Here is a 25,588-nt window from a genome sequence, read left to right on the forward strand (position 1 = left end):
GAGAGCACTGCCATGCACAGCACCGTCCGCCTGACCCTGATCACCCTGGCCCTGGGTTTGTCTGCGTGTACGGTGCATCAGCCGTACGAGCAGCCCGCGCCACCGATCGAGCGGGTGCCGCCGCAGGGGCCGGTTGTGAAGCCGCTGCCGGGTGGGCAGCCGTCCACCCAGCCAAGCAAGCCGGCGGCGATTCCCAAGCCGATGCCACGTACCTCGGCCAGCTTTGCGCCACCGCCTGGCGGGGCCAGCCACTGGGACCCGAAGCTGGGTGTCTACGTACTCGAGAAGCAACCCAATACCTTCTACCGCCAGCGCACCTATTACCGGTTCGACAATGGCTGGAGCTGGTCGCTGAGCCCGAACGGCCCTTGGCAGGACACCGACAGCAGTGGTGTGCCGGGTGGGCTGGGGCGCGCTTTCGGCCAGTAGAGCGGGCTTGCCCGCAAAAGTGCCGAAACACCTGCCGACGCCATCCAGCGGCATGCCGACGAAATCGATGCCGTACTGACTCGCGGCGCGCTCGGTCAAGGTGCTGGGGTACTCCGTGCTCACACCCCACGTAGCCGGCCAGTCACCGGAAGGGGCGCGCGCTACGGTCAATCGGGTGCTGCGCAACCTGCAGGCGTTCTTCGCCGGCGAACCCGTGTTGACCCCAGTGCGCCTGTAACCTTTTCCCAGATATCCGCCTGGCAGCGCCCAGGTAACAAGGAGTGTGTGCATGCAACTCGAAATCTTCCAGGTCGATGCCTTTTCCGCCGAACCCTTCGGTGGCAACCCGGCTGCAGTGATCCCGCTGCAGAGCTGGCTGCCGGACGACGTGCTGCAGCGCATTGCCGAAGAGAATAACCTGTCGGAAACGGCTTACTTCGTACGTAATGGGGGAACCTTCGACCTGCGCTGGTTCACGCCCACCGTGGAAGTCGACCTGTGCGGCCACGCCACCTTGGCCTCGGCCTATGTGCTGTTCGAACAACTGGGCGAGCATGCCCAGGTGCTGCGCTTCAATACCCGCAGCGGCGAGCTACGCGTCAGCCGGGGCGCTGACGGGCTGCTGGCCATGGACTTCCCGGCCAAGCAACCGGTGGCCGTGGACGTACCGGCCGGGCTGCTCCAGGCGTTGGGCCTTAGCCAGGCGCAGGCGCTGTACCACAGCGACGATTATGTGGTGGTGATCGATGACGCCCTGTTGCTCGATACGCTGAAGCCGGACTTCGTTGCGCTGTCGGCGTTCGATGTGCGCGGCATCGCCGTGACCGCCGCAGGCCGTGGCTTTGATTTCGTCACGCGCTGGTTTGGCCCGCGGGTTGGCGTCAATGAAGACCCGGTGACAGGTTCGGCGTATACCTCGCTGGCGCCGGTCTGGGCCGAACGCCTGGGCAAGCACGTGTTGACCTGCGAGCAGGGCGGTGTGCGCAAAGGGCAGCTGCGGTGTGAAGTGCCGGGCAATGGCCGGGTGATAATCAGTGGGCGTGCGGCGCTGTACCTGCGCGGCACTGTGTTCATCTGACCGACCGATATTGCCCCTTGTAGGAGCGGCCTTGCGTCGCGATGGGCTGCGAAGCGGCCCCAGGATCCAACGTGTCCGCTTGAATCCTAGGGCCGCTTCGCAGCCCATCGCGACACAAGGCCGCTCCTGCAAGAGCGCGCATCTATACTTGCAGGCCCATCTTCCGCTCAAGGAGCCAGCCATGGCCCTGGAAAAACACGGCACCTGCCTGTGCGGCGCTACCCGGCTTACCGTCACCGTCGACAATACCCACATCAGCGCCTGCCACTGCAGCATGTGCCGCAAGTGGACCGGCGGCCCGCTGCTGGTGGTCGATTGCAGCAAACCCCCGCTGATCGAAGGGCGTGCGCCCAGCGTCTACGATTCGTCCGACTGGGCTCAACGCGCTTTTTGCGGCCAATGCGGCACACATCTCTACTACCGGCTCAAGGCCAACGACTTCCATGCCGTCCCGGTCGGCCTGCTCGACGGCGACCAGGACTGGGATTTCAATATGCAGATCTTCGTTGAAGAGAAACCTGCCTGGTACTGTTTTGCCAACCAGACCAGGGAAATGACCGGGCAGCAGGTGTTTGAGCAGACCAGCTGATTCAGGTCGGTGCACTTGTCAGCCCTGATGCGCTCCCTACGGCTGGCTCGCCTCCGCGCCCAGCCATGCCTCCAGAGAATGCCACCGTGCATCTATCTTTTGCCTGACCCCGCACACACTTGCCAAACCGGTGCATTCCTGAGAAAAGGGCGGCTTTGTTTTCCAGCGTTGGAGTGTCCCCGTGAGCCAAGAACTGCAGATCATCGACCTGGTCGAGGGTGAAGGCAAAGCCGCCGTCAAAGGCGCCCTGATCACCACCCAGTACACCGGCTGGCTGGCCGACGGCAGCGAGTTCGATTCGTCCTGGTCGCGCGGCAAGCCGTTCCAGTGCGTGATCGGCACAGGCCGGGTGATCAAGGGTTGGGACCAGGGAATCATTGGAATGCGCGTCGGCGGCAAGCGCAAACTGTTGGTGCCGGCCCAGCTGGGCTATGGTGAGCGCAGCATGGCGGCAATCCCGCCGAATTCGGACCTGACGTTCGAGATCGAATTGCTGGAAGTGCTGACGCGGGATGATTGATGAGGGCCCTGCATACGGGCACCGACCTATTACCCAGGTTCTGGCACCGTACACAATTCAGCAACACCGTTCCCTTAATCTAAGCATTGCCCAGGGAACGGCATCCACCTCCAGGGAGGAACCAAACGGGTTCAGGGCACTCTGACCCTCACTCGTTGCCAAGGATGGCATTCACTACTAATGGCGCCCCGTGATACCGCAAGCGGGGCGATGTGGCGGGTAGACCCGATTTTCTTTGCCACACGAGCCTGCCTTGATGAAGTTGCCTACATTCTTCCGCCGTCGTCGCCCCTTGCTGCTGAGCCTGGTGCTTGCAGCCGTCGCCGTACCGTTGGCGATGGAGGCAATCGAAAGCCGGGCACAACCGGTAGATGGCACCCAGACCCTGGTGTTCCTGCGCCATGCCGAAAAGCCGGGCGAGGGGCTGGGCCAGTTGAACTGCCAAGGCCTCAACCGTGCGCTGGATCTGGCCACGCTGTTGCCCGAGCGCTTCGGCAAGGCCGACTATGTGTTCGCTGCCAACCCTTCACGGCATGTCGAGGAAGGCAGCCAGGAGCAAACCTACAGCTACATTCGCCCGTTGATGACCATCACCCCCAGCGCCATCCGCCTGGGCCTGCCGGTGAACATCGACTACGGCGCCAACGATACCGACGAACTGGCCGATGAGCTGCTGAGCGACAAATACCGCAACGCGACGGTGTACACCGCCTGGTCCCACGGTTACCTCCCGGAGCTGATCAATAGCGTGGCCGGCAAGGCCCTCGGTGAAGAGCGGGTGATCACCGAGGACTGGAGCGGCGACGACTTCGACACCCTCTACGTACTGACCCTGACCTGGCATGACGGCAAGGCCAGCCTGCTCAGCCGCAACGTGCGCCAGGGCCTGAACGACGGCGCGCATAGCTGCCCGAGCTGATCCGCTGGTACTGTTCGGCCATGGTGCCGGAACAGGGATGAGCGATGAAACAGCGTGTGGCGGTAATTGGCGGTGGCGTGATTGGCCTGGCGACGGCCTACGCCCTGGTCCGCGAGGGGCATTCGGTCGACCTGATCGAAGCCCGCGACAGCCTGGCGTCGGCCACCAGCTTCGCCAACGGCGGGCAATTGTCCTATCGCTATGTGGCACCGCTGGCCGACGCCGGCGTGCCATGGCAGGCGCTGGGCTGGCTGTTGCAGGGTGAGTCGCCGCTACGCTTGCGCTTGCGCATGGACCCGGCGCAGTGGCGCTGGCTGTTGGCGTTTACCCTGGCCTGCCGGCGCAGCGTCAATCGCCGCAATGCCGCGCAGTTGCTGGACCTTGCGCTGCACAGCCAGGCTGTTCTGGCGCAATGGCGCGAAAGCCAGGACTTCGGCGATTTTGCCTGGCGACGAAACGGCAAGCTGGTGGCCTTTCGCAGCGAGCGCGCTTTCACCCATGGCCGCGATCAGCTGCTGGACCCGGCCAGCCAGCGTGTGCTGAGTACAGCCGAGCTGCGCGTGTTGGAACCTGCACTGGATGGCGCGCCGTTCGTAGGCGGCGTATTTACACCCGATGAAGAAGTCGGCGACTGCCACCTGTTCTGTCAGCGACTGGCGGCGCTGCTGCGCGCTTCGGGCGAGTGTCGTCTGCTGCTCGGCCAGCCGGTAACGCAACTGGTGCGGCACCAGGACCGGGTGGTGGCGCTGCAGCTGGGGCTCGACCGGCTGGACGTCGAACAGGTGGTGCTGTGTGCCGGGCATCGCGGCACAGCTTTGGCTTTGCCAGGCATGAAGCTGCCGGTCTACCCGTTGAAGGGGTACAGCCTGACCGCACCGATCAGTGCCGGGCACCAGGCGCCGGAGCTGAGCCTGACCGACTATGAACGCAAGATTGTCTATGCCCGTCTGGGGCAGCAACTGCGAGTGGCGGCGATGGTGGACATTGTCGGCTTCGACGAGTCGGTAGAAAAACGCAGGCTGCAGAGCATGCGGCGGTTGGCGCTGGAGACGCTGCCCAAGGCTGCAGATTATGGCCAGGCGGTGGAATGGGCAGGGATGCGACCGGCGACACCGACCGGCGTGCCGATGATTGGCGGCACGCTGTATCGCAATGTGTGGCTGAACCTGGGGCATGGGGCCTTGGGATTCACCCTGGCCTGTGGCAGTGCGCAGCGGTTGGCCAGGATGATGGATTAGCAGGACCGGCCCTGTCGCCGGCAAGCCAGCTCCCACAGGTACCGCAGGCCTCAAACCTTGCGCAGTCCCTGTGGAAGCTGGCTTGCCGGCGACAGGGCCGGTACGGGTAAACAGAAGGCTAGCGACCGAAGCGCATCGGCCAACCCACCACCTTCTTCGCCCGCGGCGTGGCATAGGTGCGCACCTTGGAAGTGCTCAGCCCCATGCGCACCAGCGATTCGGCAATGGTCACCGCCGCGCTCACACCATCCACCACCGGCACGCCAGTGCGCTGGCGGATCTGTTCATCAAGCCCGGCCATGCCGCCGCACCCCAGGCAGATCACCTCGGCCCTGTCCTCACGCACAGCGCGTTCGGCCTGCTCGACAATCGCCTCCACCGCCCGTTGCGGGTCGGCCTCCAGTTCCAGCACCGCCAGCCCACTGGCCCTTACCGACGCGCAGCGGTCATACAGGCCGGACAGCTTCAGCCGGTCCTCGATCAGCGGCACGGTGCGGTCCAGGGTGGTCACCACCGAGTAGGCGTGGCCCAGGTACATCGCGGTGCTGGCGGCGGCATCGGTGATGTCAACCACCGGTACATTCAGCAGTTCCTGCAGGCCTTCACGGCCATGCTCGCCGTAACCGGCCTGGATCACGGCGTCGTAAGGGCCCTCGTAGGCCAGCACCCGGTCCATTACGGCGATGGCGGCCAGGTAGCTTTCGAAGTTGCCTTCCACCGATTCGGCGCCGAACCAGGGGGTGAGGCCGACGATTTCGGTACCGGGCGAGGCCACGGCGCGGGCCTGCTCTGCAATGGCTTCGGTGATGGCTTCGGTGGTGTTGACGTTGGCGATCAGGATACGCATGTTCGGTTTTCCCCGGTCAGTGGCTGCTGTGGTCGACGGCAATGCATTCGCCGCTGACATCAAAGTATTGGCGGTGGCGTGGCGCGATCAGCAGGTACACGGCGGCGGCGATGCCGGCCCCGATCAGCCAGGAGAACGGCGCCACGCTGTGGAAGTTGGGCACCAGGGCCAGGACGATGGCCAGTAGCGCGGCCGGCAGGAAGGCGGCCACCGCGCGCAGGTTGATGCCCTTGGTGTAGTGGTAGGCGCCGGCCGGGTCTTCGCTGTACAGCTGCGGCACGTTGATGCAGCCTTTGCGCAGCAACCAGTAGTCGGCCATGATCACCCCGTACAGCGGGCCGAGCAGGGCGCCCAGGCCGGACAGGAAGTAGACGATCACCAGCGGGCTGTTGTAGAGGTTCCAGGGCAGGATCAGCACGGCGAGGGTGGCGCTGATCAGCCCGGCGCGCTTGAAGTTCAGGTGGCGTGGCGCCAGGTTGCTGAGCACGAAGGCCGGGGCGACGAAGTTGGCCATGATGTTCACCGCCACGGTGACGATCAGGAAGGCCAGGCAGCCGAGCACCAGCAATGGCGTGCTGGGGATGGCGGCGACGATCTGCGTCGGGCTGTCGATGATCTGGCCATTGATCTGGAACTGCGCGCCGCACAGCACCACGGTGATCATGGCGAACACCAGGATGTTCACCGGCAGCCCCCAGAAGTTGCCGACGCGGATGGTCTTGCGGCACGGCGAGCTGCGGGCGAAGTCACAGAAGTTCAGCACCAGGGTGCCGTAGATTGCCAGCCACAGCGCGCCGCCGGCGAAGATGTTGCGCCACATATCAACGCCGGTCAGTGGTGCGGCCACCGACCAGGCGATATGCGCGTCAGCCTTGATGTACATGAACACCGCCAGGGAGGCGACCGTCATCAGGATTACCGGGCCGGCGAAAGCCTCGTAGCGGCGCACCATCTCCATGCCGTAGGCCAGGATCCCCAGCTGCACCAGCCAGATCGCAACGAAGCAAACCCAGCCCAGGCTCGACAGGCCGAGAATGCTGTCATGATCGTAGGCGGCCAGTTGCGGCCACACGGCCGTCAGCAACACGCGCAGCACCACTGACGCCAGGTAGGTCTGGATACCGAACCAGGCAATGGCAATGACCGCGCGGATCAGCGCCGGGATCTGCGCGCCGTGGATGCCGAAGGCGATGCGGCTGATGACCGGGAACGGCACGCCGGTCTTCTGCCCCATGTAGCCCGACAGGTTCATGAAGAAGTACACCAGCGCCGCACCAATGCCCAGCGACAGTAGAATCTGCCAGCCACCCAGGCCGAGGGCGAACAAGCCCATGGCGAACGAATAGTTGGCGATGTTGTGCACATCGTTTGTCCACAAAGCGAAGATGCTGTAGCGCCCCCAGCGCCTGCCTTCGATGCGCGTCGGGGCAAGGTCGCGGTTATGCAGGCGCGGGCTCAGGGCAAGTTCCGGCGGGTTGCCGGCGAGGGTGGAAGCGGGGTGGGTGCTGGCGACGGATAGTTCAGGGGCAAGGTCGAGGCTGTTGCTCATTCCGGCGGGCTCCTGATGCACGTGACTGCGATGAGCGGGCATGCGCACGGGCTCGCCATCTCGTCGGTGCAGCGTTGGCATCACAGGGTTCTGGGCGCGGCGGCCGCTGTTGGGGCGGCGTCGCGAGTTCTTGTGTATTTATGTTTTGGTCGGTTTGTATACAAAACACGAACACACAAAAGCCAGTTCCATGCCAAGGGAAAAGCACACTTCAGGTGGCCATCATTTTGAATCTATCTAGTTGAAAGATAAGTTGATGAAATAACGAAGTTATAAGTTGACCAAATGAACAGGTTTAAATTTCAAGAGGCATAATTAGTTGATCATTTGGTCAAAATTAGTTGTGAGTACGGTGTAACGTATTGGGGCGTTACCTAAAAAGTGCACACAAAAATGGCACATAAGGTGACATTCTTGTGTACAAAAAATAGGCAGCTTTTCCAGTGCGGGCCTTTTCGGGGCACCGCTGACATCAATTCATTGGCGGTAACCGCCGCTTGACCGGGCTCTTCTTGACGATCGCGGTATTGGTATCGGCCAGTACATTGATACGGTCGAGCAAGGTGTCCAGCTGCTCCATCGAGCGCACGTGCAGCCGGGCGATGAAGCAGTCCTCGCCGGTAACCTTGTCGCATTCGGTGAACTCGGGGATGGCAATGATCTGCCGCTCCACCTCGTGCAACTGCCCCGGCAAAGGGCGAATGCGCACGATCGCCTGCAACTGGTAACCAAACGCGTGCGGGTCCACCTCCACGGTGTAGCCGCGCAGCACGCCGCGCTCTTCCAGGCGGCGCAGGCGCTCGCTGACGCTGGGCGCGGACAACCCGCTGACCTGGCCCAAGGCTTTGAGCGAGCGGCGCGAGTCCTCCATCAACGCATTGATCAGGGTCTGGTCGATGTCATCCGTCATTTTCGCCTCGTTAGGTAAACCATGTAATTTGCCTTGATAGTAAAGGTCAGCTTTCTAATTTGCCTTGGTTTTCCGCTGGAAGGCCCGCCAGTAACCTTCGCATACTGTTGCCATCGTCAATGGGAGGTGTGGGATGGACAGTTCGTTGCGCCGTGGTTCGCTGGAAATGGTCGCTGCCATGCTGATTTCGGGGACCATAGGCTGGTTCGTGCTGGTATCGGGTCAGCCGGTGCTGGACGTAGTGTTCTGGCGTTGTGTGTTCGGCGCGGTGACGTTGCTGGTGATTTGCGCTGCGTTCGGTTTTCTGCGGCCAGGTGTGATCAGCCGCACGGTGTTCCTGTTGGCAATTGTCAGTGGCATGGCCATCGTCGGTAACTGGCTGCTGTTGTTTGCCTCGTACTCGCGAGCGTCCATCGCTATCGGCACGGCGGTGTACAACGTGCAGCCGTTCATACTGGTAGGCCTGGCGGCGCTGTTTCTAGGCGAGAAGATCACCTTGGCCAAGCTCACCTGGCTGAGCGTGGCGTTCCTCGGCATGCTGGCCATCGTCAGCGCCCATGGCACGGGGCAGGGGGGCGGCGAGGACTACCTGCTGGGCATCGCACTGGCCTTGGGGGCGGCGTTCCTGTACGCAATTGCGGCGTTGATCATCAAGCGCCTCAGTGGCACACCCCCGCATCTGATCGCCTTGATCCAGGTGACTACAGGCGTGCTGTTGCTGGCGCCGTGGGTCAAGCTCGGCGGGCTGCCGGTTGAAGTGCCGGCGCTGACCAGCCTGCTGACCCTGGGCATGGTGCACACCGGCTTGATGTATGTGCTGTTGTACAGCGCGATCCAGCGCCTGCCCACGGCGTTGACCGGCGCGCTGTCGTTCATCTACCCGATTGCGGCGATTCTGGTCGACTGGGTGGCGTTCGGGCATCGCCTGGCGCCGCTGCAGTGGCTGGGGGTGGGGTTGATCCTGCTGGCCGCGGCGGGGATGCAGCAGGGCTGGTGGTTCAGGCCCAAGGTGTTAGTGGTCAAGGGCCATTGAGGCCGCTTCGCGCCCTATCGCCGGCAAGCCAGCTCCTACAGTTATTGCGCAAGCCTCACGCGTAGTGCTGTGCTGTGGGAGCTGGCTTGCCGGCGATAGGGCGCAAAGCGCCCTCAGGGGGTAGAATGCCGCTTTTTGCCAGCCTGCGACCCACCATGACCTCGCCCATCCAGACTCTGGAGCAACATCTGCTCGCCGCCCTCGACCCTGCCCCGCAGGAAACCCGCCGCCTGTTCCACGGCCGCGGCCGCTGCTGGCCGGGCCTTGAGCAGGTCACCGTCGACTGGCTGCAAGGGGTGTTGTCGGTCGCGCTGTTCCGCGAGCCGCCCGAAGGCCAGCTGGCCGAACTGGAAGCCATGCTGCGCAGCCTGGCCGAGCAACCACTGTGGTCTGGTCAAGCCATCATCATCCAGCACCGCTACCTGCCCGACAGCCCGGGCCAGTGGCTGCTGGGCGAGCCATGCCAGCAACGCGAGGTGGTCGAGGACGGCCTGACCTACCTGCTGGACCTGGGCGTGCGGCAGAACAACGGCCTGTTCCTCGACATGCGTCATGGCCGGCGCTGGGTGCGCGAGCAGGCTGCAGGCAAGCGCGTGCTGAACCTGTTCGCCTACACCTGTGGCTTCTCGGTGGTAGCGATTGCCGGTGGCGCCGAGCAGGTGGTGAACCTGGACATGGCCAAGTCGGCCCTGGCTCGTGGACGGGACAACCATCGGCTCAATGGTCACGATGCCTCGCGGGTGGCGTACTTGGGGCACGAGCTGTTCAAGTCATGGGGCAAGGTGCGCAAGTATGGGCCGTATGACCTGATCATCATCGACCCGCCGACGTTCCAGCGCGGCAGTTTCGTGCTGACTCAGGACTACGCGAAGATTCTGCGGCGCTTGCCAGAGCTGCTGAACGAGGGTGGGACAGTGCTGGCGTGCGTGAACGACCCGGGGATCGGGCCGGAATTCCTGATAGAGGGGATGGCGGAGCAGGCGCCGACACTGGCATTTGTCGAGCGCCTGGAAAACCCGCCGGAATTTCCGGATGTGGACCCGGCGGGGGGGCTCAAAGCCTTGGTATTCCGTCAGATCTGATATTGCCTGCACCGGCCCTGTCGCCGGCAAGCCAGCTCCCACAGGGACTGCACAGTATGCAAGACCTGTGCAGTACTTGTGGGAGCTGGCTTGCCGGCGATAGTGCCGACTTGCCTGCATCAATTACTGATTATTGGTGTAGATCTGGTCAAACACCCCACCATCGTTGAAGTGGGTCTTCTGCACGGTGCGCCAGTCACCAAAGGTCTTCTCCACCGACAGGAAATCGACTTTCGGGAAACGGTCGGTGTACTTGGCCAGTACCGTCGCGTCGCGCGGGCGCAGGTAGTTGTTGGCGGCGATTTCCTGGGCCTCTGGCGACCACAGGTACTTCAGGTATTCCTCGGCTACGGCCTGGGTGCCTTTCTTCGCCACCACCTTGTCGACCACACTCACCGGCGGCTCGGCTTCGGCCGACACGCTCGGGTAGACCACTTCGAACTGGTCGCGGCCAAACTCGCGGGCGATCATCTCGGCTTCGTTCTCGAAGGTCACCAGCACGTCACCAATCTGGTTGGTCATGAAGGTGGTGGTGGCCGCACGGCCGCCGGTGTCCAGCACGGGTGCCTGCTTGAACAGCTTGCCGACAAATTCCTTGGCCTTGTTCTCGTCACCGCCTTGCTTGAGCACATAGCCCCAGGCCGACAGGTAGGTGTAGCGGCCGTTACCCGAGGTCTTCGGGTTGGGCACGATCACCTGCACACCGTCCTTGAGCAGGTCGGGCCAGTCCTTCAGCGCCTTGGGGTTGCCCTTGCGCACGATGAACACGGTGGCCGAGGTGAATGGCGCGCTGTTGTTCGGCAGGCGGGTCACCCAGTTGTCCGGCACCAGCTTGCCGTTGTCGGCCAGAGCATTGATGTCGGTGGCCATGTTCATGGTGATGACATCGGCCGGCAGACCATCGATCACCGCACGCGCCTGCTTGCTAGAGCCGCCGAAGGACATCTGCAGGTTGACCTTCTCGTTGTGCTCGGCTTCCCAGTGCTTCTGGAAGGCCGGGTTGTAGTCCTTGTAGAAGTCGCGCATCACGTCGTAGGAAACGTTCAGCAGGGTCGGGGCGGCCTGGGCGATGTTGCCCAGCGCCAGGCCTGCGGCGAGCAGCGAGGCGGTGAAGAGTTTTTTCACGTTGCGTCCTTGTTCTTGAAGGTTTTTGGGGCAGGTTGCCAGCGACTATAGCGGGTGGGTTTGCGCGGATTAAAGAACAAAAATGACTTTGGTTATTCCGCTGCCTATACCGGCCCCATCGCCGGCAAGCCAGCTCCCACAGGTACTGCACAAGGCTTGATAGCTGTAGTGCACTTGTGGGAGCTGGCTTGCCGGCGATAGGGCCAGATCAGGCAACATCACTGTTTGGGAAACAACCCATTCCCGCACCGGGAACAGAACGCCGCCCCATGCTCATGGGTTTTCTTGTGGCAGGTCGGGCAATCATGCTGCAACTGCTCGCCGCGCATTGCATTGGCCAGCTCTGCGGTGAAGATCCCGGTCGGCACGGCAATAATCGAATAACCGGTAATCATCACCAGTGACGACAGCACCTGCCCGAGTGGCGTTTTCGGCACGATGTCGCCAAAGCCTACCGTCGTCAGGGTAACGATGGCCCAGTAGATCCCTTTGGGGATGCTGGTGAAGCCATGCTCCGGCCCCTCGATCACATACATCAAGGTGCCGAACACCGTCACCAGGGTCGATACGCTGACCAGGAACACGATGATCTTCTGCTTGCTGCCGCGCAGCGCCTCCATCAGGTAGTTGGCCTGCTTGAGGTACGGGCTGAGCTTTAGTACGCGGAAGATCCGCAGCATCCGGATCACCCGGATAATCAGCAGGTACTGGGCGTCGCTGTAGTACAGCGCGATGACCCCCGGCACGATCGCCAGCAGGTCGACCAAGCCGTAGAAGCTGAAGGCGTAACGCAATGGCTTGGGCGAGCAGTACAGGCGGGTGATGTACTCGGCCAGGAAGATCGCGGTAAAGCCCCACTCGATGGCGGCCAGCAGGCCGGCGTAGCCTTGGTGAACCTCGTCGATGCTGTCGAGGATTACCGTGACCAGGCTGGCCAGGATGATCAGCAGGAGGATCTTGTCGAAGCGCCGGCCGGCTACGGTGTCGGTCTGGAAGACGATGACGTAGAGGCGTTCGCGCAAAGATTGCGAGGACATGAGGTACCTGATACTTGACGTTGATGATCAACACTAAGGTGCGCGGGTGAGATGCACAAGCCGGCGCAGAGCTAGGGAACTGTTAGAAATGCCAGTTTTCCGCTGCAAGGGCAGCGGCCATCATTGAGCCTCAGTCTGCTTGAAAATGGAGCGAACAGAATGTCTGGATTACCTGCTTCACCCCCGTGCGCCGGCGAAACCCTTCTGCTGCAGGATGATGGCCTCGGTAGTACCGTCGCCGATCAGCGCGTTCGTCGTGAGGAGTGGTCTTTTCCACCCTATGGGCAGCTTCCCAAGCAGCGGGCCGGCGGCGGGCTGCGGTTTGTCGGGCAGTGGTTTGATCCCGCCGTGCAGGGATATCTGATGGGCAACGGGCACAGGGTGTATCGCCCGGCAATCATGCGGTTCCTGAGCTCCGACAGCCTAAGCCCCTTTGGTGCGGGCGGAGTCAACGCCTACGCATACTGCTCTGGCGATCCCGTAAATTTTCACGATCCTTCGGGACGTGGCAGAACGCTTCTTACCAAGCGGTTGAATAAATTCAATCTACCGAAGGAACCCCTTCGCGATTTTCTTAGACCACTGATTGATATAGAAAATTTTGGTAAGAAAAGGACGGTATACAAACTTAAAGGCGAACAATTTGAAAGGTATGAGTTCATGGGGTTTGGGACTAAGATCAAGGGGGAAAAGCTCTCCAGAACTAGGGTATTTGACTCCTTCTTGAGCGACGAGGTTTTTTATCGGCGTGACGATTTGTTTATTCCGGCAAGCAAAGCTCCTCCAAGCACAGTCGAAGGCCTTCTGAACGCTGGTTTTAGAAAATTCAAGTTTAACGTCGATACTCTTCTCGAGGCCATATCGCCTAAAGTGGGGAAAGCCCGAGCCGTCGGAATTGCCGATCTCAGCCTGAATGTCCAGAGCAACGACTATGGTGATGATCTTTCCGTTCTAATGCAGCGCACTAGAAGTACATCATCGAACTAAGTGGCCTTCACATGCGTTGGGTCAAGTCTTGATGCGATCTGCCTGGTTTCATTTGAACCAGGACGGCGCCCATGACCCAGCTGGCGACGACGAATGGAGCAGTCAGCAGCGGCAGGTCGAGGTTGGACGCAGTTCGTTGAATAACGATCGCCATGACGATCGCCAGCAGTGTCACCCACGGCCGCTCTCCTTGCCGACTGAATGCCAGTGCCGCCAGCGCGGCGTTGAAGCCATAAAGTCCAAGCCATGCCGCCTGGAAATCGCCGGCTAGCCAAGCTACGCCGGCGCCTAGCAATGAGCCAATTATCGCCCAGGTGGCGGCATAGGGATTAGCCAGGTACAAACCGCCGGCGATCAGCAGCCCTGCCATGGGCTGGTCCAGTAGGAAGATCTGGCCCACGCCGCGAAATACGGCAAATAGAGGGGCTGCGTCGACCGACGCCGAGGTGCCGGGGTCGGCCAGCAGCAGCGTGGCCCAGCCCAACAGCACGAACGGCGCGGTATAGGCGATCAACAGCTTGCCACCGCGCTTGCGCCACTGGTGGGTAATGATGCTGGACAGGCCACCCGCAGCGATGATCAGCGGCGGCAGAATGACCGACCAGGGCAGCACGGCGCAGATCAGGATGCCGATCAGCACGCCGTTGTAGCAGTACAGCCCGGCCTGGCGGTCGGCGCGGTCGTAGCCGCGGGCCTGGGCAGTCAGCAGGCCGGCCAGGGCGCCGAGCAGGGCGCCGCCGACCAGGCTGGGCGCGGTGAGCAGGATGGCCAGCAGGCAGCACAGGCCGCACAGGGGGCTGCGCAGCAGCAGTACCTGGCTGAAGCCGTTGAGCATAGCCGTGGCCCAGTCGGGGCACGGGTTGACGGAATTTTTACTGTACATGGGGCAGTCAGTGAGGTGGGTGGAGGGCGGTGGGCCTCTTTGGGCCTCAGGTTTTCCGCAGGTGTGCTTTATGTGTTGGGGGAGGGCTGCGCCCTCCATTCGCCGGCAAGCCAGCTCCCACAGGGGGCGCAAAGCGCCCCCTGCAATCTCAGATCAAGGTCTCGATCCGCAGGGTGTTAGTCGACCCCGGCTTGCCGAAAGGCACACCGGCAGTGATCAGCAGCGTGTCGCCACGGGTTGCCATACCCTGCGCCTGGGCAATTTCCAGCGCAGTTGAAACCACCTCGTCAACCTGACGCAGGCGGTCGTTGACCACCGAGTGCACACCCCAGGCCACGCTCAGGCGGCGCGCGGTGTTCAGGTTCGGCGTCAGGTTGAGGATCGGTGCCCGTGGTCGCTCGCGCGCAGTACGCAGGGTAGAGGCGCCCGACTCGCTGTAGTTGACCAGCACCGCCACCGGCAGGATGCCGCTGATGCGGCGAATCGCGCAGCTGATGGCGTCCGACACGGTAGCCTCGGCCTTCGGCCGGCCAACATCCAGCTGGGCCTGGTAGTCCGGGCCGTTTTCTACCTGACGGATGATCTTGCTCATCATCTGCACGGCTTCGAGCGGGTAGTCACCCGAGGCCGTCTCGGCTGACAGCATGACCGCATCGGCACCTTCGGCCACGGCGTTGGCCACGTCGGTGACTTCGGCACGGGTCGGGGCGGGCGAAAAGCGCATGGACTCGAGCATCTGCGTGGCCACCACCACCGGTTTGCCCAGCTGGCGGCAGGTAGCGATGATGCGCTTCTGGATCTGCGGCACGCTTTCGGCCGGTACTTCCACGCCCAGGTCGCCACGGGCCACCATGATCGCATCTGCCAGTTCGGCGATGGCTTGCAGTTGCTCGACCGCCGAAGGTTTTTCGATCTTGGCCATCAGGTAGGCGCGGTCGCCAATCAGCTGGCGCGCCTCGACGATGTCTTCCGGGCGCTGCACGAATGACAGGGCCACCCAGTCCACGCCCAGTTCCAGGCCGAAGGCCAGGTCGCGGCGGTCTTTTTCGGTGAGCGGGGACAGATCGAGTACCGCTTGCGGCACGTTGACGCCCTTGCGGTCGGACAGCTCACCACCGTTCAGCACTTCGGTGTCGATGGCGTCGCTGTGCTTGGCGGTAACCCGCAGGCGCAGCTTGCCATCGTCCAGCAGCAGGTCCATGCCCGGCTCCAGCGCGGCGATGATTTCCGGGTGTGGCAGGTTGACCCGGTGGCAGTCGCCCGGGGTTTTGTCCAGGTCCAGGCGCAGCGCCTGGCCGCGTTGCAGCTGCACCTTGCCCTCGGCAAAACGGCCGACGCGCAGCTTTGGCCCTTGCAGGTCCATGAGGATGCCCAGCGGGTAGTTGAGCTGCTGCTCGACTTCACGGATCCACTGGTAGCGCAGGGCGTGGTCGGCATGTTCGCCGTGGCTGAAGTTGAGGCGGAAGATGTTCACCCCGGCTTCGACCAGCTGGCGGATGTCATCGATGCCATTGATCGCAGGGCCAAGGGTGGCGAGGATTTTGACTTTTTTATCAGGCGTCATGATTGGGCAGTCTCGAGGATCAGGATGGCGCGGAAGTCGTTGACGTTGGTGCGGGTCGGCTCGGTGACGATCAGCGCATCCAGTGCGGCGAAGTAGCCGTAGCCGTTGTTGTTGTCCAACTCGTCGCTGGCCGACAGGCCCAGGGCCTCGGCGCGGGCGTAGCTGCCTGGGGTCATGAAGGCGCCGGCGTTTTCTTCCGAGCCGTCGATGCCGTCGGTATCACCGGCCAGGGCATACACGCCCGGCAGGCCTTTGAGGCTTTCGGTGAGGCTGAGCAGGAACTCGGCGTTGCGCCCGCCACGGCCATTGCCGCGTACGGTCACGGTGGTTTCGCCGCCGGACAGGATTACGCAGGGCGCCTTCAAAGGCTGGCCGTACTGGACGATCTGCCGGGCGATACCGGCGTGCACCTTGGCCACTTCGCGCGATTCACCTTCCAGATCGCCGAGGATCAGCGGGCTGAAACCGGCCTGACGGGCTTTGACCGCCGCTGCCTCAAGCGACTGCTGGGGCTTGGCGATCAACTGGAAGTGGCTGCGGGCCAGGGCCGGGTCATCGGCCTTGACGGTTTCCGATGCGGGGTTGTTGAGCCAGTCGATAACGGCTTTCGGTGCTTCGATGTTGTAACGCTTGAGGATGGCGAGCGCATCGGCCGAAGTGCTCGGGTCGGCCACGGTGGGGCCGGAGGCAATTACCGTGGCGAGGTCGCCGGGTACATCGGAAATCGCATAGGTGTAGACCGTGGCCGGCCAGCAGGCCTTGGCCAGGCGGCCGCCCTTGATCGCCGAGAGGTGCTTGCGTACGCAGTTCATCTCGCCGATGGTGGCGCCGGATTTCAGCAGCGACTTGTTGATCTGCTGCTTGTCCGCCAGGGTCAGGCCCTCGGCAGGCAGGGCCAGCAGCGCCGAGCCACCGCCAGACAGCAGGAAGATGACGCGGTCGTCTTCGTTGAGGTTGCTGACCAGCTCCAGCACGCGCTTGGCCACGGCCAGGCCGGCGGCATCAGGGACCGGGTGGGCGGCTTCGACCACTTCGATCTTCTGGCAGTTGGCGCCGTGGCCATAACGGGTCACGACCAGGCCAGAGACTTCGCCCTGCCAGCTTTTCTCGACCACTTCGGCCATGGCGGCTGCGGCCTTGCCGGCGCCGATGACGATGACCCGGCCGCTACGGTCGGCGGGCAGGTAGGGTTCGAGGACTTGGCGGGGGTGGGCGGCAGCGATGGCTGTGTCGAACAGCTCGCGGAGAATTTTTTGCGGATCGACCGACATGGCAGGCTCCCAGTTATTGTTGTTCTGCAGAATCAAAAACGCCCCTGGAACTGCCTCCGTGCAGGCCGAACCAGGGGCGGGTGTTGCTCGGTGTCACCTTATGAGCCTGTGGTCGCAGGTTCATCGGTGTGGAATTCATCGCGGGCAGGCCAGCTCCCACAGGTACAGCACAGGATTGAGGGATTGTGCGGTCCCTGTGGGAGCTGGCTTGCCGGCGATCGGGCTGCGCAGCAGCCCCCGAATTCGAATTACTTGTCGCCGCGGATCGAGAAGTTGGCCATGTGCTCCAGGCCTTTGATCAGCGCCGAGTGGTCCCAGTTGCCGCCACCCAGGGCCTGGCAGGTGTTGAACACTTGCTGGGCGTTGGAGGTGTTGGGCAGGTTGATGCCCAGTTCCTTGGCGCCCTGCAGGGCCAGGTTCAGGTCTTTCTGGTGCAGGTTGATGCGGAAGCCTGGGTCGAAGGTGCCCTTGATCATGCGCTCGGCATGCACTTCGAGGATTTTCGACGAGGCGAAACCGCCCATCAGTGCTTCACGCACCTTGGCAGGATCGGCGCCGTTCTTGGCGGCGAACAGCAGTGCTTCGCTGACGGCCTGGATGTTCAGGGCGACGATGATCTGGTTGGCGACCTTGGCGGTCTGGCCGTCGCCGTTGCCGCCCACGCGGGTGATGTTCTTGCCCATGGCTTCGAACAGCGGCAGTGCGCGCTCGAAGGCTTTCGGGCAGCCACCGACCATGATGCTGAGGGTCGCGGCCTTGGCACCGACTTCACCACCGGACACCGGGGCGTCCAGGTAGGCGGCGCCGGTGGCCTTGATTTTTTCGGCGAAGGCTTTGGTGGCGGTCGGCGAGATCGAGCTCATGTCGATCACTACCTTGTTCGGGCCGACGCCTTCGGCCACGCCGTTTTCACCGAACAGTACGGCCTCGACCTGTGGGGTGTCGGGGACCATGACGATGATGAATTCGGCTTCCTGGGCAACTTCTTTAGGGTTGGCCAGGGCCACTGCACCGGCTGCGATCAGGTCGGCAGGGGCGGCGTCGTGGTGAGTGGAAACGAACAGGCTGTGACCTGCTTTTTGCAGGTTCTGGGCCATGGGCTTGCCCATGATGCCGGTGCCGATGAAACCGATTTTAGCCATGAGAGATTACCTCGTTGTATTTGTTGAATCTCGATGGAACAGGGCAGCACAGTCCTCCTGTTGGACACAAAACTCCTGTGGGAGCGGGTTTACCCGCGAAGCAGGCACCGCGGTGGATGGCACCGGCTTTGCCGGTGTTCGCGGGTGAACCCGGTCCCACAAGGTCAATTGTGTGTCACAGGGTGTGAGCAGCCTTCAGATTGCGTTGTGGGTCTTCAGCCAGCCCAGGCCGGCTTCAGTGGTGGTCAGCGGCTTGTATTCCGCGCCCACCCAGCCCTGGTAGCCGATGCGGTCCAGGTGCTCGAACAGGAAGCGGTAGTTGATCTCGCCGGTGCCTGGCTCGTTGCGGCCGGGGTTGTCGGCCAGCTGGATATGGTTGATCAGCTTCAGGTTGGTTTCCATGGTGCGAGCCAGGTCACCTTCCATGATCTGCATGTGGTAGATGTCGTACTGCAGGAACAGGTTGTCGCTGCCCACTTCGGCCTGGATTTCCAGGGCCTGCTGGGTGGTGTTCAGGTAGAAGCCCGGGATGTCGCGGGTGTTGATCATTTCCATGACCAGGCGGATCCCGGCGGCCTTGAGCTTGTCGGCGGCATACTTGAGGTTGTCGACGAAGGTTTTGCGCACGTCGGCGCACTGCAGGCCTTGCGGGCGAATGCCGGCCAGGGCGTTGACCTGGGTGTTGCCGAGCACCTTGGCGTATTCGATGGCCTTGTCGACCCCGGCGCGGAACTCTTCGACGCGGTCGGGGTGGCAGGTGATGCCACGTTCGCCCTTGGCCCAGTCGCCCGCCGGCAGGTTGAACAGCACCTGGGTCAGGCCGTTGGCGTCCAGCTGCTGCTTGATTTCGGCGGCGCTGAAGTCATACGGGAAAAGGTACTCGACGCCGCTGAAACCAGCGTCTGCGGCAGCCTTGAAGCGGGCCAGGAAGTCCTGTTCGGTGAACAGCATGGACAGGTTGGCAGCGAAGCGAGGCATGGTTGTCTCCTTGCAGAATAGAGCCCCCGGCCGTGCTGGCGCGGGGGCGTCAGGCATTCAGTCGAGCATCGAGATCGCGGTAGGCGCGTCGTTGCCGACCAGGGCCAGGTCTTCGAACTCGTTGACCGCGTTGATCTCGGTACCCATCGAAATGTTGGTGACACGCTCGAGAATCACTTCGACAACCACCGGTACGCGGAACTCTTCGGCCATCTTCTGCGCCTTGAGCAGGGCAGGGGCGATTTCGGCCGGCTCGAATACGCGGATGGCCTTGCAGCCGAGGCCTTCGACCACGGCTACGTGGTCCACACCGTAGCTGGCGGCGTCGGTCGAGTTGATGTTCTCGAACGCCAGTTGTACACAGTAATCCATGTCGAAGCCACGCTGCGCCTGGCGGATCAGGCCCAGGTAGGCGTTGTTCACCAGTACGTGGACGTATGGCAGGTTGAACTGCGCGCCCACTGCCAGTTCTTCGATCATGAACTGGAAGTCGTAGTCACCCGACAGCGCTACAACCTTGCGCTTCGGATCGGCTTTCACCACGCCCAGGGCTGCCGGGATGGTCCAGCCCAGCGGGCCGGCCTGGCCGCAGTTGATCCAGTGGCGTGGTTTGTACACGTGCAGGAACTGCGCGCCGGCAATCTGCGACAGGCCGATGGTGCTGACGTAGCAGGTGTCTTTGCCGAACACCTGGTTCATTTCTTCGTACACGCGCTGCGGTTTCACCGGCACGTTGTCAAAGTGGGTCTTGCGCTGCAGGCTGGCCTTGCGCTGCTGGCAGTCTTCCAGCCAGGCGGCACGGTCTTTCAGCTTGCCAGCGGCTTTCCACTCGCGGGCCACTTCGAGGAACATGTCCAGCGCCTTGCCAGCATCGGAAACGATACCCAGGTCCGGGGTGAACACGCGGCCAATCTGGGTCGGTTCGATGTCGACGTGCACGAACTTGCGGCCTTCGGTGTAGACGTCGACGGAGCCGGTGTGGCGGTTGGCCCAGCGGTTGCCGATACCGAACACCAGGTCGGATTTCAGCAGGGTGGCGTTGCCGTAGCGGTGCGAGGTCTGCAGGCCGACCATGCCGACCATTTGTGCGTGGTCATCCGGGATGGTGCCCCAGCCCATCAGGGTCGGGATCACCGGTACGCCGGTCAGTTCGGCAAACTCGACCAGCTTGTCGCTGGCGTCGGCGTTGATGATGCCGCCGCCGGCTACCAGCAGTGGGCGCTCGGCGTCATTGAGCATGGCGAGGGCTTTTTCGGCCTGAACGCGAGTGGCGGACGGCTTGTTGACTGCCAGTGGCTCGTAGGCGTCGATGTCGAATTCGATTTCGGCCATCTGCACGTCGAACGGCAGGTCGATCAGCACAGGGCCTGGGCGGCCGGTACGCATTTCGTAGAAGGCCTTCTGGAAGGCGTAAGGCACCTGGCCTGGCTCCAGAACGGTGGTGGCCCACTTGGTGACCGGCTTGACGATGCTGGTGATGTCGACAGCCTGGAAGTCTTCTTTGTGCAGACGCGCACGTGGGGCCTGGCCGGTGATGCAGAGGATCGGGATGGAGTCGGCAGCGGCACTGTACAGGCCGGTGACCATGTCGGTGCCGGCCGGGCCGGAAGTGCCGATGCACACGCCGATGTTGCCTGGGTTGGCACGGGTGTAGCCCTCGGCCATGTGCGAGGCACCTTCGACGTGGCGAGCGAGGACGTGATCGATGCCACCGACTTTCTTCAGGGCCGAGTACAACGGGTTGATGGCAGCCCCTGGGATGCCGAACGCGGTATCTACACCTTCACGGCGCATGACCAGAACGGCCGCATCGATTGCTCTCATTTTGCTCATGGGTTGTGCCTCATCGATTTTGTAATTGTATACAACTTGCTTTGCGACAGAGTGTATTCACGCCTGACGGTTTAGGTCAATGGGTTTTCATCGGGTCAGCTGGCTTTCGTCTGAGCGCCCGTGAAAACAGGGGTTTGCGCTATCGCATACGATCATTTGAAAATATTGTATACAAAAATACTGTTCGTTGTGTTCTATTTGTGTGATCGGTTTTCAACTGCCCTCAGGGCTTCTCACAACAAGAAGAGGACCTTTTGCATGAATGCTTTGAACCTGAAACTCGCCGTCAGCCTGGTCAATGCCGCGCTGGCAGCGGGCCGCAAGATCAACGCCGCGCCGCTGACCGTGGCGGTGCTGGATGCCGGCGGGCACCTGCTGGCGCTGCAGCGCGAGGATGGTGCCAGCCTGATCCGGCCCGAGGTGGCCACGGGCAAGGCCTGGGGGGCGATTGCACTGGGCAAGGGCTCGCGTTTGCTGGCACTGGATGCACAGCAGCGTCCGGCGTTCTTTGCTGCGCTTAACGGGTTGGGGGAACGGCCGGTGGTGCCGGCACCGGGTGGGGTGCTGATTCGTGATCAGGATGGCAAGGTGCTGGGTGCGGTAGGGATCAGCGGCGATACGTCGGATATCGACGAGCAGTGTGCGATCAGTGCGATCGAGGAGGTGGGGTTGCGGGCGGATGCGGGTGTAGCAGCTTAAACCTTTATTGCCTGTTCTGGCCTCATCGCCGGCAAGCCAGCTCCCACAGGGACACCACAGTCAGATCTGTGATGGCCCTGCGGGAGATTGTATGGTTTTCTGCAAGCTGGCTCCCAGAGGTGCTTCACCGATCTTCAGGTCTGTGGAGGACCTGTGGCAGCTGGCTTGCCGGCATGGGCTGCAAAGCAGCCCCACTGGCCCTGTCAGGCCACCTCTGGCTCACAACCCTTGAGCACCATGCGAATGATGGTCTCGGCCGCCGCATCATAATCACTGTCAGCCAGCTTGGCCTTGCCGGTCACTGCCGAAATCTGCCAGTCGAAATCCGCGTACGTCTGCGTCGCTGCCCAGATGCTGAACATCAGGTGGTGGGCATCGACGTGGGCGATCTGCCCGCGGTCGATCCAGCGCTGGATGCACTCGATATTGTGACGGGCCTGTTCGTTCAGCTGTTCCACCTGGTTCGGCGACAGGTGCGGCGCGCCATGCATGATTTCGCTGGCAAACACTTTGGACGCATGGGGCAGGTCCCGCGAAATGCGAATCTTCGAGCGAATGTACGCACTCAGCACTTCTTTCGGATCGCCGTCGGCATTGAACGGCGTGGATGCCTGCATGATCGGCGCGATGATGCTCTCCAGGACCTCGCGGTAGAGGTTGTCCTTGGACTTGAAGTAGTAATACACGTTCGGCTTGGGCAGGCCGGCCTTGGCCGCGATATCGCTGGTCTTGGTGGCGGCGAAGCCCTTGTCGGCGAATTCCTCGCTGGCCGCGCGCAGGATCAGTTCCTTGTTGCGCTCGCGAATGGTGCTCATGGTCAGGGATCTTCCTCGTGTCTGGCCACCTCTAAGAGGGATCGGGCATGGTAGCACCGGGCTCGACGGGCGCTCAAGGCAGCGGCTTTGGGCTAGACTCCCGCTCATTCACACATTTGGAAACAGCTCAACATGGCAGGAAGCAGTCTACTGGTACTGATCGACGACATCGCCACCTTGCTGGACGACGTTTCGCTGATGACCAAGGTCGCGGCAAAAAAGACCGCAGGTGTATTGGGCGACGACCTGGCGCTCAATGCCCAGCAGGTCACCGGAGTGCGTGCCGACCGCGAACTGCCGGTGGTATGGGCGGTGGCCAAGGGCTCGCTGGTGAACAAGGCCATCCTGGTGCCGGCGGCGCTGCTGATCAGTGCCTTCATCCCCTGGGCGGTGACGCCGTTGCTGATGCTGGGCGGGGCGTACCTGTGCTTTGAAGGCTTCGAGAAGCTGGCCCACAAGTTCTTGCACAGCAAGGAGGATGACGCGGCGCAACACGAGGCACGCAAGGAGGCGGTGGCGGATGCCAGTGTTGACCTTGTGGCCTTCGAGAAGGCCAAGATCAAAGGCGCGGTGCGCACTGATTTCATCCTGTCGGCGGAAATCATCGCCATTACCCTGGGCATCGTCGCCGACTCGCCGCTGCCCCAGCAGATCATCGTGCTGTCGGGCATCGCCATTGTCATGACCATTGGCGTTTACGGGCTGGTCGGCGGCATCGTCAAGCTGGATGACCTTGGGTTGTGGATGACTACCAAGGCATCGCGCCTGGCGCAGGGGCTCGGCAACGGCATCCTGCGGGCGGCGCCATACATGATGAAGAGCCTGTCGGTGATCGGCACCGCGGCCATGTTCCTGGTAGGCGGCGGGATTCTGGTGCATGGCATCGCGCCTTTGCATCACGCCATCGAGGCATTCAGCGAAGGGCGCGGCGGGGCGTTGACAGGTGCGCTGCTCAACGCTGGGGTAGGTGTGGTGGCCGGTGCCGTGGTGCTGGCCGTGGTAAGCATTGCGGGGAAAGTGTGGCGGGCGGTTAGGCCGGCCACTTGAGGCGCATGGCCGGGGCTTTGCCTTAATGCCAGTCAGTTAAGCAATGGGGCCGCAAAGCGGCCCCCGACATACAGGTCAGAAGTGAACCTTGACCAGGAAGCTCATGGTGTTCTGGTCAGTGGTGAACGCATCGGAATCCTTGATCCCGTACTTGTTCTTCCAGTAATCGTACTCCACACCCACGTACAGCTGTTTCTCGCCCAGGTGCAACGCCTTGCCCAGGTCATACTTGATCTGCGGGTTGAAGTGCAAGTTGGCCTGGTAGGTGCCGCGGCGGTTCTCGTCATTGTCCACCACCCAGTCCATGAAGCCATCGATCAGCACGTCGGAATCGCCGACCGGGATGGTGTACGACCATACCGGGGTGATCTGCCACACGTTGTCGCCGGCGCGGCTGCCATCGGTGGTGCGGTTGTAGAAGTTCAGCTGGAAGTAGTCGAAGCCGGGGATGGCCAGGTCGAAGCCGGGGCCGATCAGGTAGCTTTCGGTGTCACCCTCGCCAAACTCGTAGGTCATCGCCAGCAGCACGTCCTTGACCGGGCCGAATTCCAGCTTCTGGTCGAAGATCTTGTTGAACGACAGGCGCGGGCTGATCTCGCCGTAGTAGGTGTTCGGGCCGTTACCTGCGTCTTTCTGCCCCTGGTAGAAGATCTTGTCGACAAAGATGAAGTTGTCGCCGTATTTCCAGCCGTCCGCGTGCTCGAAGGTGACCGTCTGCTGGATCGCCGGGTTGACCTTGAAGTTCTTGCCCCACAGGTAGGTCAGGCTGTTGTTCTGCCACTGCAGCAGGTCGTCGGCTTGGGTGGCGCCGCAGGCCAGCAGGCCGCCGGCGAGGATCAGGCTATTGATGGTACGCATCGCGAGTGTCGCTCCCTTGGTTGATCTGTTGTCAGCGCTCGGTGGTGGCGCTGTTCTTGTCTTTCGGGTCAGCTTTTTTCGATAGGCCACAGCTGTTTGGCAAGGGTTGGGCCAACTTTTCCGGGTTGGCAAAACCTTCCTGCTCGACTTCGTTCTGAACGGATGAAAAGGGTCTTTCAGGCTGGCAACACGTTGGCCAACCGCCCGTATTCATTGACTGAGCGGTCAGTAAACGCAGGCAGAATCCGTTCTGCCCTGATCGAGGGGGCGCGCAGATTACTGGCTTGCGCGCCGGGCCTCAAGTGCTCCGTCCTGGAGCGGGGTGATACAAACTTGTGCGTTTGGTCAACTTTCTAGAAGTGTACCTTGACAAGGGCACTGGCGACGCTCTGGTTACTGTCCAGGTTACCGCGGCTGTCGATGCCGTATTTGTCCTTCCAGTAGCTGTATTCAAAGCCGACATAAAGCTGTTTGGCGCCCAGGTTCAGCGCCTTGCCCAGGTCGTATTTGACCTGCGGGTTGATGTGCAGGTTGGCGTGATAGGTGCCGCGGCGTGTCTGGTCGTTGTCGGTGACCCAGTCCAGGTAGCCGTCGATCAGAATGTCTGACCTGCCCACGGGGATGGTGTACGACCAACCGGGGGTGATCTGCCAGACATTGTCACCGGGGCGGCTGCCCTCGGTGTTGCGCACGTAGAAGTTGAGGGTGAAGTAGTTGAAACCGGGGATGTCCAGGTCAAAGCCGGGGCCGATCAGGTAGGCCTCGTTATCGCCCTCGCCACGCTCGTAGGTCATGGCCAGCAACACGTCCTTGATCGGGCCGAAGGCAAGCTTCTGGTCGAAGATCTTGCCGAACGACAGGCGCGGGCTGAACTCGCCGTAGTAGGTGGTCACGCCTTTGCCCGGGTCGGGCTTGCCGTTGTAGAAAATCTTGTCGACGAACATGAAGGTGTCGCCGTACTTCCATTTGTTGGCGTGCTCGAAGGTCACCGTCTGCTGGATGCTCGGGTTGACCTTGAAATCCTTGCCGTACAGGTAGGTCAGGCTTTCGCCGTGCCACTGCAGCCATTCGCCAGCGTGAGCGGGGAGGGTGGCCAGCAGGCTGCTGCCCAGCAAGAGACTTGATGCGATGCGTTTCATGTTGTGGTTCCCGGAC

The 25,588-nt window shown here is 62.2% G+C and carries 25 protein-coding genes and 1 pseudogene; 12 read left to right on the forward strand and 14 right to left on the reverse strand.

The annotated features are described in order from the left end of the window. Window positions 1-12 precede the first annotated feature (12 nt). From AC5O5R_RS07845 to AC5O5R_RS07875, 7 genes and pseudogenes are all read left to right on the forward strand, one after another. Window positions 13-429 (forward strand): hypothetical protein, encoded by a 417-nt coding sequence (locus AC5O5R_RS07845; RefSeq protein WP_172228644.1) that lies wholly within the window; start codon window positions 13-15, stop codon window positions 427-429. A 103-nt stretch (window positions 430-532) separates the two neighbouring features. Next, window positions 533-667 (forward strand): annotated as a pseudogene (locus tag AC5O5R_RS07850) (2-hydroxyacid dehydrogenase); the annotation flags it as partial. Window positions 668-718: 51 nt separating this feature from the next. Next, window positions 719-1,507, forward strand: a complete 789-nt coding sequence (locus tag AC5O5R_RS07855; RefSeq protein WP_494515152.1) for a PhzF family phenazine biosynthesis protein — start codon at window positions 719-721, stop codon at window positions 1,505-1,507. A 181-nt stretch (window positions 1,508-1,688) separates the two neighbouring features. Beyond that, the gene (locus AC5O5R_RS07860; protein WP_172228640.1) at window positions 1,689-2,096 is read left to right on the forward strand and encodes a GFA family protein; all 408 of its coding nucleotides are present in this window, start codon (window positions 1,689-1,691) and stop codon (window positions 2,094-2,096) included. Window positions 2,097-2,277: 181 nt separating this feature from the next. After that, on the forward strand, window positions 2,278-2,616 hold the full coding sequence (locus AC5O5R_RS07865) for an FKBP-type peptidyl-prolyl cis-trans isomerase (RefSeq protein ID WP_172228638.1): 339 nt from the start codon (window positions 2,278-2,280) through the stop codon (window positions 2,614-2,616). Between the two features lie 256 nt (window positions 2,617-2,872). Beyond that, the gene (locus tag AC5O5R_RS07870; RefSeq protein WP_172228636.1) at window positions 2,873-3,535 is read left to right on the forward strand and encodes a histidine phosphatase family protein; all 663 of its coding nucleotides are present in this window, start codon (window positions 2,873-2,875) and stop codon (window positions 3,533-3,535) included. Between the two features lie 44 nt (window positions 3,536-3,579). Next, on the forward strand, window positions 3,580-4,773 hold the full coding sequence (locus AC5O5R_RS07875) for a D-amino acid dehydrogenase (protein ID WP_172228634.1): 1,194 nt from the start codon (window positions 3,580-3,582) through the stop codon (window positions 4,771-4,773). 118 nt (window positions 4,774-4,891) lie between these two features. Here the strand turns inward: AC5O5R_RS07875 and AC5O5R_RS07880 are convergent, their stop codons facing one another. The 3 genes from AC5O5R_RS07880 to AC5O5R_RS07890 form a co-directional block, all read right to left on the reverse strand. Continuing rightward, window positions 4,892-5,620: an aspartate/glutamate racemase family protein gene (locus AC5O5R_RS07880; RefSeq protein ID WP_172228632.1), complete on the reverse strand. Its 729-nt coding sequence runs from the start codon at window positions 5,618-5,620 to the stop codon at window positions 4,892-4,894. Window positions 5,621-5,636: 16 nt separating this feature from the next. Beyond that, window positions 5,637-7,169, reverse strand: a complete 1,533-nt coding sequence (locus AC5O5R_RS07885; RefSeq protein ID WP_172286680.1) for an NCS1 family nucleobase:cation symporter-1 — start codon at window positions 7,167-7,169, stop codon at window positions 5,637-5,639. A gap of 472 nt (window positions 7,170-7,641) precedes the next feature. Further along, window positions 7,642-8,079 (reverse strand): Lrp/AsnC family transcriptional regulator, encoded by a 438-nt coding sequence (locus AC5O5R_RS07890; RefSeq protein WP_172229294.1) that lies wholly within the window; start codon window positions 8,077-8,079, stop codon window positions 7,642-7,644. A gap of 133 nt (window positions 8,080-8,212) precedes the next feature. Here AC5O5R_RS07890 and AC5O5R_RS07895 point away from each other — a divergent pair, with 133 nt between their 5' ends. Together AC5O5R_RS07895 and AC5O5R_RS07900 are read left to right on the forward strand one after the other, a co-directional pair. After that, window positions 8,213-9,112: a DMT family transporter gene (locus tag AC5O5R_RS07895; protein ID WP_172229292.1), complete on the forward strand. Its 900-nt coding sequence runs from the start codon at window positions 8,213-8,215 to the stop codon at window positions 9,110-9,112. A gap of 155 nt (window positions 9,113-9,267) precedes the next feature. Beyond that, a complete protein-coding gene (locus AC5O5R_RS07900; protein ID WP_372242451.1) occupies window positions 9,268-10,194 on the forward strand; it encodes a class I SAM-dependent methyltransferase in 927 nt (308 codons plus the stop codon). Window positions 10,195-10,317: 123 nt separating this feature from the next. Here AC5O5R_RS07900 and AC5O5R_RS07905 read toward each other — a convergent pair whose 3' ends face one another. Together AC5O5R_RS07905 and AC5O5R_RS07910 are read right to left on the reverse strand one after the other, a co-directional pair. After that, window positions 10,318-11,319, reverse strand: a complete 1,002-nt coding sequence (locus AC5O5R_RS07905) for a sulfate ABC transporter substrate-binding protein (RefSeq protein WP_172229288.1) — start codon at window positions 11,317-11,319, stop codon at window positions 10,318-10,320. Window positions 11,320-11,537: 218 nt separating this feature from the next. Next, a complete protein-coding gene (locus tag AC5O5R_RS07910) occupies window positions 11,538-12,356 on the reverse strand; it encodes an ion transporter (protein WP_172229286.1) in 819 nt (272 codons plus the stop codon). Window positions 12,357-12,515: 159 nt separating this feature from the next. Here AC5O5R_RS07910 and AC5O5R_RS07915 point away from each other — a divergent pair, with 159 nt between their 5' ends. Further along, window positions 12,516-13,343, forward strand: a complete 828-nt coding sequence (locus tag AC5O5R_RS07915; protein WP_172229284.1) for an RHS repeat-associated core domain-containing protein — start codon at window positions 12,516-12,518, stop codon at window positions 13,341-13,343. Between the two features lie 7 nt (window positions 13,344-13,350). On the opposite strand, the gene AC5O5R_RS07920 is transcribed toward AC5O5R_RS07915, so the two are convergent. The 6 genes from AC5O5R_RS07920 to gcl form a co-directional block, all read right to left on the reverse strand. Continuing rightward, window positions 13,351-14,226 carry an urea transporter gene (locus AC5O5R_RS07920; RefSeq protein WP_172229282.1) on the reverse strand — a complete coding sequence of 292 codons (876 nt, stop codon included), beginning with the start codon at window positions 14,224-14,226 and terminating at the stop codon, window positions 13,351-13,353. 148 nt (window positions 14,227-14,374) lie between these two features. After that, complete coding sequence (gene pyk / locus AC5O5R_RS07925) at window positions 14,375-15,790, reverse strand: pyruvate kinase (protein WP_494515153.1); 1,416 nt, start codon at window positions 15,788-15,790, stop codon at window positions 14,375-14,377. After that, window positions 15,787-17,061: a glycerate kinase type-2 family protein gene (locus tag AC5O5R_RS07930; protein WP_172220456.1), complete on the reverse strand. Its 1,275-nt coding sequence runs from the start codon at window positions 17,059-17,061 to the stop codon at window positions 15,787-15,789. The genes pyk and AC5O5R_RS07930 overlap by 4 nt, the downstream gene beginning before the upstream one ends. A gap of 248 nt (window positions 17,062-17,309) precedes the next feature. Continuing rightward, a complete protein-coding gene (locus tag AC5O5R_RS07935; RefSeq protein ID WP_172220452.1) occupies window positions 17,310-18,203 on the reverse strand; it encodes a 2-hydroxy-3-oxopropionate reductase in 894 nt (297 codons plus the stop codon). A 195-nt stretch (window positions 18,204-18,398) separates the two neighbouring features. Then, window positions 18,399-19,181 (reverse strand): hydroxypyruvate isomerase, encoded by a 783-nt coding sequence (gene hyi / locus AC5O5R_RS07940; protein ID WP_172220449.1) that lies wholly within the window; start codon window positions 19,179-19,181, stop codon window positions 18,399-18,401. 57 nt (window positions 19,182-19,238) lie between these two features. Next, window positions 19,239-21,014, reverse strand: a complete 1,776-nt coding sequence (gene gcl / locus AC5O5R_RS07945; RefSeq protein WP_172220446.1) for a glyoxylate carboligase — start codon at window positions 21,012-21,014, stop codon at window positions 19,239-19,241. A 258-nt stretch (window positions 21,015-21,272) separates the two neighbouring features. Here gcl and AC5O5R_RS07950 point away from each other — a divergent pair, with 258 nt between their 5' ends. Then, window positions 21,273-21,713, forward strand: a complete 441-nt coding sequence (locus tag AC5O5R_RS07950; RefSeq protein ID WP_172220443.1) for a GlcG/HbpS family heme-binding protein — start codon at window positions 21,273-21,275, stop codon at window positions 21,711-21,713. A gap of 203 nt (window positions 21,714-21,916) precedes the next feature. Here the strand turns inward: AC5O5R_RS07950 and AC5O5R_RS07955 are convergent, their stop codons facing one another. Then, complete coding sequence (locus AC5O5R_RS07955; RefSeq protein WP_014590197.1) at window positions 21,917-22,528, reverse strand: TetR/AcrR family transcriptional regulator; 612 nt, start codon at window positions 22,526-22,528, stop codon at window positions 21,917-21,919. A gap of 132 nt (window positions 22,529-22,660) precedes the next feature. Between AC5O5R_RS07955 and AC5O5R_RS07960 the strand changes: the two genes are divergently transcribed. After that, window positions 22,661-23,575: a DUF808 domain-containing protein gene (locus AC5O5R_RS07960; protein ID WP_494515154.1), complete on the forward strand. Its 915-nt coding sequence runs from the start codon at window positions 22,661-22,663 to the stop codon at window positions 23,573-23,575. A 75-nt stretch (window positions 23,576-23,650) separates the two neighbouring features. Here AC5O5R_RS07960 and AC5O5R_RS07965 read toward each other — a convergent pair whose 3' ends face one another. Then, entirely contained in the window at window positions 23,651-24,433 is a 783-nt protein-coding gene (locus AC5O5R_RS07965; protein ID WP_172220437.1) for an outer membrane protein OmpK, read from the reverse strand. A gap of 353 nt (window positions 24,434-24,786) precedes the next feature. Next, window positions 24,787-25,572, reverse strand: coding sequence for an outer membrane protein OmpK (locus AC5O5R_RS07970; RefSeq protein WP_172220434.1), 786 nt, complete (start codon window positions 25,570-25,572; stop codon window positions 24,787-24,789). Window positions 25,573-25,588: the final 16 nt, after the last annotated feature.

This window comes from Pseudomonas sp. 8_5_2 (assembly GCF_059295255.1).

Bases quoted from the DNA above. Each gene is read 5' to 3' on its own strand.
- AC5O5R_RS07845 (WP_172228644.1), top strand. From the start codon at position 13: ATGCACAGCACCGTCCGCCTGACCCTGATCACCCTGGCCCTGGGTTTG.
- AC5O5R_RS07855 (WP_494515152.1), top strand. From the start codon at position 719: ATGCAACTCGAAATCTTCCAGGTCGATGCCTTTTCCGCCGAACCCTTC.
- AC5O5R_RS07860 (WP_172228640.1), top strand. From the start codon at position 1,689: ATGGCCCTGGAAAAACACGGCACCTGCCTGTGCGGCGCTACCCGGCTT.
- AC5O5R_RS07870 (WP_172228636.1), top strand. From the start codon at position 2,873: ATGAAGTTGCCTACATTCTTCCGCCGTCGTCGCCCCTTGCTGCTGAGC.
- AC5O5R_RS07875 (WP_172228634.1), top strand. From the start codon at position 3,580: ATGAAACAGCGTGTGGCGGTAATTGGCGGTGGCGTGATTGGCCTGGCG.
- AC5O5R_RS07880 (WP_172228632.1), bottom strand. From the start codon at position 5,620: ATGCGTATCCTGATCGCCAACGTCAACACCACCGAAGCCATCACCGAA.
- AC5O5R_RS07885 (WP_172286680.1), bottom strand. From the start codon at position 7,169: ATGAGCAACAGCCTCGACCTTGCCCCTGAACTATCCGTCGCCAGCACC.
- AC5O5R_RS07890 (WP_172229294.1), bottom strand. From the start codon at position 8,079: ATGACGGATGACATCGACCAGACCCTGATCAATGCGTTGATGGAGGAC.
- AC5O5R_RS07895 (WP_172229292.1), top strand. From the start codon at position 8,213: ATGGACAGTTCGTTGCGCCGTGGTTCGCTGGAAATGGTCGCTGCCATG.
- AC5O5R_RS07900 (WP_372242451.1), top strand. From the start codon at position 9,268: ATGACCTCGCCCATCCAGACTCTGGAGCAACATCTGCTCGCCGCCCTC.
- AC5O5R_RS07910 (WP_172229286.1), bottom strand. From the start codon at position 12,356: ATGTCCTCGCAATCTTTGCGCGAACGCCTCTACGTCATCGTCTTCCAG.
- AC5O5R_RS07915 (WP_172229284.1), top strand. From the start codon at position 12,516: ATGTCTGGATTACCTGCTTCACCCCCGTGCGCCGGCGAAACCCTTCTG.
- AC5O5R_RS07920 (WP_172229282.1), bottom strand. From the start codon at position 14,226: ATGTACAGTAAAAATTCCGTCAACCCGTGCCCCGACTGGGCCACGGCT.
- pyk (WP_494515153.1), bottom strand. From the start codon at position 15,790: ATGACGCCTGATAAAAAAGTCAAAATCCTCGCCACCCTTGGCCCTGCG.
- AC5O5R_RS07930 (WP_172220456.1), bottom strand. From the start codon at position 17,061: ATGTCGGTCGATCCGCAAAAAATTCTCCGCGAGCTGTTCGACACAGCC.
- AC5O5R_RS07935 (WP_172220452.1), bottom strand. From the start codon at position 18,203: ATGGCTAAAATCGGTTTCATCGGCACCGGCATCATGGGCAAGCCCATG.
- hyi (WP_172220449.1), bottom strand. From the start codon at position 19,181: ATGCCTCGCTTCGCTGCCAACCTGTCCATGCTGTTCACCGAACAGGAC.
- gcl (WP_172220446.1), bottom strand. From the start codon at position 21,014: ATGAGCAAAATGAGAGCAATCGATGCGGCCGTTCTGGTCATGCGCCGT.
- AC5O5R_RS07950 (WP_172220443.1), top strand. From the start codon at position 21,273: ATGAATGCTTTGAACCTGAAACTCGCCGTCAGCCTGGTCAATGCCGCG.
- AC5O5R_RS07955 (WP_014590197.1), bottom strand. From the start codon at position 22,528: ATGAGCACCATTCGCGAGCGCAACAAGGAACTGATCCTGCGCGCGGCC.
- AC5O5R_RS07960 (WP_494515154.1), top strand. From the start codon at position 22,661: ATGGCAGGAAGCAGTCTACTGGTACTGATCGACGACATCGCCACCTTG.
- AC5O5R_RS07965 (WP_172220437.1), bottom strand. From the start codon at position 24,433: ATGCGTACCATCAATAGCCTGATCCTCGCCGGCGGCCTGCTGGCCTGC.
- AC5O5R_RS07970 (WP_172220434.1), bottom strand. From the start codon at position 25,572: ATGAAACGCATCGCATCAAGTCTCTTGCTGGGCAGCAGCCTGCTGGCC.